The sequence below is a fragment of the Streptomyces misionensis genome, from assembly GCF_007896895.1.
Taxonomy (GTDB): Bacteria; Actinomycetota; Actinomycetes; order Streptomycetales; family Streptomycetaceae; genus Streptomyces; species Streptomyces misionensis_A.
The window spans coordinates 1-6,602 of record NZ_VOGW01000072.1 but is presented as its reverse complement, the minus strand read 5'-3'; the positions used below and the strand labels follow the sequence as shown (position 1 = coordinate 6,602).

Below are 6,602 nucleotides of genomic sequence, written 5' to 3'. Positions count from 1 at the left end.
TGCCCCGAGCCACCCGGGCGGCTACCGCGAACTGTCCGGACGCGAGGTCGAGGTGCTGCGGCTGGTCGCGGAGGGCCAGTCGAACAAGGCGATCGGCGTCTCCATGGGCCTGTCCGCCCTCACCGTGAAGAGCCACCTCGCCCGTATCGCCCGCAAGCTGGGCACCGGTGACCGGGCCGGCATGGTCGCCGTGGCCCTGCGCACCGGGATCATCCACTGACCGCTGACGATCCCCCTTGACCACTTCCGGAGAGCGGCCGGTTCACCCGCGTGAACCGGCGGTTTCACCGCCCTGACTGGTTTACGACCCCTTGGCGCCCGTCGACGGAACGTTCCGGCGACGGGTGCTGTCCACGCATGGATACCCTTGACAGGTGACCGACGCCCAAGACACCGCAGCAGACAGCACCCGGCGCAGCAACGGAGAAACGCCTCCCGACGAGCCCGGATCTTCTGTGACGGAGGCGCCGACACCCCTTCTCGAGCCCCGCGAGGGCATTCCGCCCGTGATCGCCGACGAGGCCGCGCTCGCCGAGGCGGTCGCCGCCTTCGCCGCCGGCTCGGGCCCCGTGGCCGTGGACGCCGAGCGCGCCTCCGGCTACCGCTACGGCCAGCGCGCCTATCTGGTGCAGCTGCGCCGCGAGGGCGCCGGCACCGCGCTGATCGACCCCGTCGCCTGCCCCGACCTCTCCGCCCTCGGCGAGGCGCTGTCCGGCGTCGAGTGGGTGCTGCACGCCGCCACCCAGGACCTGCCCTGCCTGCGCGAGATAGGTATGGTCCCGACCCGGCTGTTCGACACCGAGCTGGCCGGCCGACTCGCCGGGTTCCCCCGGGTGGGTCTCGGCGCCATGGTGGAGAACGTCCTCGGCTTCGTCCTGGAGAAGGGCCACTCCGCCGTCGACTGGTCCACCCGCCCGCTGCCCGAGCCCTGGCTGCGCTACGCCGCGCTGGACGTGGAACTCCTGGTGGACCTGCGCGACGCCCTGGAGAAGGAGCTGGAGCGGCAGGGCAAGCTGGAGTGGGCCCTCCAGGAGTTCGACGCGATCGCGAGCGCCCCTCCGGCCGAACCCCGCAAGGAGCCCTGGCGCCGCACGTCGGGGATGCACAAGGTACGGCGCCGCCGGCAGCTGGCCGTCGTACGGGAGCTGTGGGAGACACGGGACCGCATCGCCCAGCGGCGCGACGTGTCGCCGGGCAAGGTGCTGCCGGACGCCGCGATCGTGGAGGCGGCGCTGGCCCTGCCGGGCCATGTGCACGCCCTCGCCGCGCTGAACGGGTTCGGGCACCGCACCGGGCGCCGGCAGCTGGAGCAGTGGCAGGCCGCGGTGGACCGGGCCAAGGCACTGCCGGAGGCGGAGCTGCCGCAGCCGGGACAGCCGGTGACGGGCCCGCCGCCGCCGCGGGCATGGGCCGACAAGGATCCCTCGGCCGCGGCGCGCCTGTCCGCCGCGCGGGCCGCCGTGACCTCACTGGCCGAGCGGCTGTCCATGCCGCAGGAGAACCTGGTCTCCCCGGACACGGTCCGCCGCCTGTGCTGGCAGCCGCCGGGCGTGATCGACGCCGCGTCCGTCTCGGCCGCGCTGTCCGGGTACGGCGCGCGTCCGTGGCAGGTGGAGCTGGTGACGCCCGTACTGGTCGATGCGCTGACGGCGAAGGGCGCCTGACCGCCGCGAGGGTGAGGGGCGTACGACGTCGGCCAGGGCGCGCACCCGCGGGGGCGCGCCCGGGCCGTCGAGATCACGCCAACCTGCCGACCGCTCTCCTTACCGTGGTGTGACCTTCACCGCTGGCCCCGCCGGGACTGTGCAACTACATTACTCGCAAGTAGCATGGGCTTAAGCAAGCGCTCAGCGTCCCGCACCATGGAGGAGAGCCATCGTGCCTCGTACCGTCAGGGACGTCGTCTTCGTCGACGGCGTCCGCACCCCGTTCGGCAAGGCGGGCCCGAAGGGCATCTACCACGAGACCCGCGCCGACGACCTCGTCGTCAAGGCGATCCGGGAGCTGCTGCGCCGCAACCCCGGCCTGGATCCGAAGAAGATCGACGAGGTCGCCATCGCCGCGACCACCCAGATCGGCGACCAGGGTCTGACCCTCGGCCGTACCGCCGGGATCCTCGCCGGACTGCCGCAGTCCGTGCCGGGCTACTCCATCGACCGGATGTGCGCCGGCGCGCTGACCGCCGTGACGACCACCGCCGGTTCGATCGCCTTCGGCGCCTACGACGCCGTCATCGCCGGTGGCGTGGAGCACATGGGCCGCCACCCGATGGGCGAGGGCGTGGACCCGAACCCGCGGTTCGTGAGCGAGAAGCTGGTGGACGAGTCGGCCCTGTTCATGGGCATGACCGCCGAGAACCTGCACGACCGCTACCCGAGCATCACCAAGCAGCGTGCCGACGAGTACGCGGTGCGCTCCCAGGAGAAGGCCGCCAAGGCGTACGCCAACGGCAAGATCCAGCAGGACCTGGTGCCGATCTCGGTACGCCGCACCACCCCCGAGAGCGGGGAGACCGGCTGGGGCCTGGTGACCGCCGACGAGCCGATGCGCCCGGGCACCACCCTGGAGAACCTGGCGGGCCTGAAGACGCCGTTCCGCGTGCACGGCCGGGTCACCGCGGGCAACGCGGCCGGCCTGAACGACGGCGCCACCGCGTCGATCATCGCGTCCGAGGACTTCGCCCGCGAGAACGGCCTGCCGGTCAAGATGCGCCTCGTCTCCTACGCCTTCGCGGGCGTGGAGCCGGAGGTCATGGGCTACGGCCCGATCCCGGCCACCGAGAAGGCCCTCGCCAAGGCGGGCCTGTCCATCTCGGACATCGGCCTGTTCGAGATCAACGAGGCCTTCGCCGTCCAGGTGCTGGCCTTCCTGGAGCACTACGGCATCGCGGACGACGACGCGCGCGTCAACCAGTACGGCGGCGCCATCGCCTTCGGCCACCCGCTGGCCTCCTCCGGCGTCCGCCTGATGACGCAGCTGGCCCGCCAGTTCGAGGAGCAGCCGGACGTCCGCTACGGCCTGACCACCATGTGCGTCGGCTTCGGCATGGGCGCGACGGTCATCTGGGAGAACCCGCACTTCGAGGGGGACAAGTGAGCACCACCGCCGAGCTTCTGAAGCAGGCCTCCGACCTGTTCCCCGACGAGGTCGTCACCAGCGCGCACGTACGCCACTTCGAGCTGCCCTTCGGCGCCGGCCGGTTCGCGCTGATCACGCTGGACAACGGCCTGGACCACACCAAGCCCACCACCTTCGGCCCGGCCTCGCTCGCGAACCTCGACACCGCGATCGACCAGGTCGAGAAGGAGGCGGCCGACGGCGAGATCGTCGGCATCGGCATCACCGGCAAGCCGTTCATCTTCGCGGTCGGCGCCGACCTCAAGGGCGTCGAGCTGCTGAAGGAGCACGAGCACGCGCTCGCCATCGGCAAGGGCGGCCACGAGGTCTTCAAGCGCCTGTCCGGTCTCGCCGTGCCGACCTTCGCCTACTACAACGGCGCGGCCATGGGCGGCGGCGTCGAGGTCGGCCTGCACTGCACCTACCGGACCGTCTCCAAGGCGCTCCCCGCGTTCTCGCTGCCCGAGGTCTTCCTCGGCCTGGTCCCCGGCTGGGGCGGCTGCACGCTGCTGCCGAACCTGATCGGCGCCGACAAGGCCGTCTCGGTCATCATCGAGAACTCGCTGAACCAGAACAAGCAGCTCAAGGGCAAGCAGGTCTTCGAACTCGGCATCGCCGACGCGCTGTTCGAGGGTGCCGACTTCCTGGAGCAGTCGCTGATCTGGACCGCCAGGGTCCTCAAGGGCGACGTCACGGTCGAGCGCCCGGAGATCGACCGCGGCGAGGCCTGGGACCAGGCCGTGGCCAAGGGCCGCTTCATCGCCGACTCCAAGGTGCACGGCGCGGCCCCGGCCGCCTACCGCGCCCTGGACATCATCGAGGCCGCCAGGAACGGCGACTTCCAGCAGGGCTTCGACGCCGAGGACCAGGCGCTCGCCGACCTGATCATGGGCGGCGAACTGCGCGCCGGCATCTACGCGTTCAACCTGGTGCAGAAGCGCGGCAAGCGGCCGGCGGGCGCCCCGGACAAGAACCTGGCCCGCCCGGTCACCAAGGTCGGTGTCGTCGGCGCCGGTCTGATGGCCAGCCAGCTCGCGCTGCTGTTCCTGCGCCGCCTGGAGGTGCCGGTCGTGCTGACCGACATCGACCAGGAGCGCGTCGACAAGGGTGTGGGCTACGTCCACGCCGAGATCGACAAGCTGCTCGGCAAGGGCCGGATCAACCAGGACAAGGCCAACCGCCTCAAGGCGCTGGTCACCGGTGTCCTGGACAAGGCCGAGGGCTTCGCGGACGCGGACTTCGTCATCGAGGCCGTGTTCGAGGAGATGAGCGTCAAGCAGAAGGTGTTCGCGGAGGTCGAGGCGGTCGCCCCGGCGCACGCCGTCCTCGCGACCAACACCTCCTCGCTGTCCGTGTCGGAGATGGCGTCGAAGCTCCGGCACCCCGAGCGGGTCGTGGGCTTCCACTTCTTCAACCCGGTCGCGATCCTGCCGCTGCTGGAGATCGTCCGCGGCGAGCAGACCGACGACGCCTCGCTGGCCACCGCCTTCGCGGTCGCCAAGAAGCTGAAGAAGACCGCGGTCCTGGTCAAGGACGCCCCGGCGTTCGTCGTCAACCGCATCCTGACCCGCTTCATGGGCGAGATCCAGAACGTCATCGACGAGGGCACCCCGGTCGCCGTCGCCGAGAAGGCGGTCGAGCCGCTGGGCCTGCCGATGTCCCCGCTGGTCCTGCTGGAGCTGGTCGGCCCGGCGATCGGTCTGCACGTCTCGGAGACCCTCAACCGGGCCTTCCCGGACCGCTTCACGGTGTCCCCGAACCTCAAGGCCGTGGTCGAGGCGGGCAAGCGCGGCTTCTACGTCTACGACAGCGGCAAGCCGGAGCTGGACCCGGAGGTCGCCGCGCTGCTGAAGCAGGGCGACTCCGTGCTGACCGAGGAGCAGGTGCGCACGCGCGTCCTGGACGCGGTGGCGCAGGAGATCGGGCTCATGCTCGACGAGGGCGTCGTCGCCGAGGCGCAGGACATCGACCTGTGCCTGATCACGGGCGCCGGCTGGCCCTTCCACCTGGGCGGCGTCACGCCGTACCTGGACCGTGAGGGCGTCTCGGAGCGCGTGAACGGCAAGAAGTTCCTGGCCCCGGGTGTGGCCAGCGTCCCGGCGTAACACCGGAACACCACAGGAAGGGCCCTCGCGGCGGCGGGGGCCCTTTCGCATGCCCGGTGCGGGGTCACGGGCCACCCGGCCCGCGGCGCGGGCTCAGACGGCCCGCCAGGCCTCCAGCGCCAGCCCCGGCTCGTCCTTGCGCCGGGTCAGCAGGAGCGTGCCCGTCGACGGGGACAGCGTGGCGGCCACCACCCGGCCGTCCTCGTCGGTGCCGAGGCTCACCCGGGCGTCCACGGTGAGCTGCGGGCCGGACTCGGTCCACCAGGCGCCCGCGGACTCCAGTTCGGTCGGATAGGCCGCGAAGGCGACCCGGCCGCTCGCCGAACGCTGGGCGAGCAGCGTGCAGTCGTGGCCGTCCAGCTCGCAGCGGACGGCGGCGACCGGGCCGTGCCCGGCGGAGGGCAGCAGGGCGACCGGCTCGCCGCCCGGCCGCCAGGCCCACAGTTCGCCCCCGGTGCCGGTGTAGTAGAGCGTGGTGCTCGCGGGCGAGGTGGCGAGGGCGTACAACGTCCCCGGGCGGACCGGTGCCTTGAGCGACTCCTTGAGGACCGGGCGGGCGCCGGGCTCCTCCTGACGCCAGTACAGCAGGCCCTCGGGGACGGCCGCGTACAGTTCGACCCTGCCGGACTCCCCCGTGACCGCGGCGAGCCCGTCCTGGACGCCCTTGCCCCTGATGTCCTGCCAGGGCTCCCAGCCGCCCTTCTCCTTCTGCGCGAGCATGCTCACGCCGCCGCCCTTGTTGCGTACGAAGACATGGGCGCGGCCCTCGGCGTCCACGGCGACGGCGGGCGTCCCGGTGCGGTCGCCCTTCTTGTTGGGGTGCCCGACCGGGTTCCAGTCCAGGGCCGCGAGACGGGCGCGGAAGTGCGTGGAGTGCACCAGCCCCGCCTCGCCCTGGACGGTGGGCCGCCAGGCCACCAGGTGGGCGTACCGGTCGGCGCCCTGACCGACGGCCAGGACGGGGAGCAGCCGCTGCTCTCCGCCGACCTTGCGCGGTTCGTCCCAGGGCCCGCCGGGCGCGCGCTCCACGCGGCACAGGACGGCATCGCCGGACGACTGGTAAACACTGAGCCGGCCGTCTCGGCCACGAAGAAGCCAGTCACCGTTCACCCGGTCACTTTAAGCCGCGGCGGAGCCGCGCCGGGCGAGGGGGCACCATGGCAGGTATGACGAATCCCTCGGACACCCCGGACGTCCCGGACGGACCCGGCCCGGTCTCGCCCCTGCTGATCGTCGACGGTGCGAACGTCGTCGGGTCCGTGCCCGACGGGTGGTGGCGGGACCGGCGCGGGGCCGCCGAACGGCTGCGGGACCGGCTGGTGGCGTTCGCGCGGGCCGGTACGGCGGAGTTGGCGGGGCCGGTCGAGGTGGTGCTGGTGG

At 72.1% G+C, this 6,602-nt stretch carries 5 protein-coding genes and 1 pseudogene; 5 read left to right on the top strand and 1 reads right to left on the bottom strand.

What is annotated here, in order from left to right; translation table 11 throughout:
• From FRZ03_RS12995 to FRZ03_RS12980, 4 genes are all read left to right on the top strand, one after another.
• The coding region (locus FRZ03_RS12995; protein ID WP_146465321.1) for a response regulator transcription factor at positions 1-220 on the top strand (220 nt) is incomplete at its 5' end.
• Between the two features lie 154 nt (positions 221-374).
• The gene (locus FRZ03_RS12990) at positions 375-1,664 is read left to right on the top strand and encodes a ribonuclease D (protein WP_146465302.1); all 1,290 of its coding nucleotides are present in this window, start codon (positions 375-377) and stop codon (positions 1,662-1,664) included.
• Between the two features lie 214 nt (positions 1,665-1,878).
• Entirely contained in the window at positions 1,879-3,096 is a 1,218-nt protein-coding gene (locus FRZ03_RS12985) for a thiolase family protein (protein WP_146465301.1), read from the top strand.
• Positions 3,093-5,222, top strand: a complete 2,130-nt coding sequence (locus FRZ03_RS12980; RefSeq protein WP_146465300.1) for a 3-hydroxyacyl-CoA dehydrogenase NAD-binding domain-containing protein — start codon at positions 3,093-3,095, stop codon at positions 5,220-5,222. Before FRZ03_RS12985 ends, FRZ03_RS12980 begins: the two co-directional genes overlap by 4 nt.
• Positions 5,223-5,315: 93 nt before the next feature.
• Here FRZ03_RS12980 and FRZ03_RS12975 read toward each other — a convergent pair whose 3' ends face one another.
• Positions 5,316-6,332, bottom strand: coding sequence for a PLL family lectin (locus FRZ03_RS12975; protein WP_146465299.1), 1,017 nt, complete (start codon positions 6,330-6,332; stop codon positions 5,316-5,318).
• A gap of 56 nt (positions 6,333-6,388) precedes the next feature.
• On the opposite strand from FRZ03_RS12975, the pseudogene FRZ03_RS12970 reads away from it, so the two are divergent.
• Positions 6,389-6,602: pseudogene (locus tag FRZ03_RS12970) on the top strand (hypothetical protein); the annotation flags it as partial.